Here is a 1,034-nt window from a genome sequence, read left to right on the forward strand (position 1 = left end):
TGCCTCGGTTTGGAGCCGAGGCCGTGTGCATCACTAGCCACACCAACATGTCCGCGCATGGTATTGAGTTTCTCCCGTCAGTGCAACGAAGGTTTAGCGTGATGTGCGAGGTTTTTTCGGAACGTCCAACGCATGTAACTGAATTCAGGTCTGTCAATAAACATTGTCAGAAATACGGTTTTACAAAGGTTCAGGCGTAGCCGCAGAATAACCTTGGCTACTCGGGTTTTCTCTTCTGATTTCTGCGTTAAGATGCCTGCGCTCATCTTGTTGGTAGAGCTGTGAGGTTTGGCTGGGGGCGCAAAAGGTTTCACGCCCTCTGACGCGGATTCGCACCCGCGCCGGAATGATGTCTCGGAGGGATTTCAACCGGCCGCCTCACTAGCTACACCAACATGTAGGCTGAAGGCACGCATGGTCCGGTAAGTTTGCTGGAGGTTTGGCCGCCAGCCCTGGAGGCCAAAACGTATGAAGCTTCTGCTGCGTACGCTGAGCCTTGTATGGAGATTGTTGAAAGCTTTGCGCTTTTACGAGTTCCTGCGAGATCACTTTGATGACTTGAAATAAGGGTCGTCTGAGTGGGAAAGACCCGTTTCGGTTTCGATCGATTCGGGTCTTTTTTTTTGCTTGCGTAAAGCTGTCAGAAATACGATTTGTCAGTTTTGTGCTTTAGACGTTGTAGGGCGTTTCGTTTGGACGCGTAAGCACCAGCTTAACGGTTAGATAAGCAGCTGCTTTTACTCCACTCAATCATTGATTGCGTCAATAACAACCATTAAGTCAATGAAGTTCTCATATCCACGGTGCGGCGTAAGATCGGCTCCATACCCAACCACTGCAACTCGGAGCACATCATCATGAAACGCCAGACTATCCTCGGTATCGCTTTCTCGGTTTTTGCACTGAATGCCTTCGCCGCCACCGAAACCGACCCACTGTTCAGCGACGCGGTCGCCTCCACTCAAACAGACCGCTTGTTCAGCGATGCAGTAGCCGCAACCGAAACCGATCCACTGTTCAGCGATGCAGTCGCT

1 protein-coding gene is annotated in these 1,034 nt (G+C 51.0%); it reads right to left on the reverse strand.

Translation table 11 applies throughout. The features are described from left to right. Window positions 1-746: 746 nt before the first annotated feature. Window positions 747-1,034 (reverse strand): hypothetical protein (locus OQK_RS30575; protein ID WP_162098735.1); only part of this gene is annotated, 288 nt, incomplete at its 5' end.

The sequence above is a fragment of the Pseudomonas sp. R62 genome, from assembly GCF_000257605.1.
Classification (GTDB): Bacteria; Pseudomonadota; Gammaproteobacteria; order Pseudomonadales; family Pseudomonadaceae; genus Aquipseudomonas; species Aquipseudomonas atacamensis.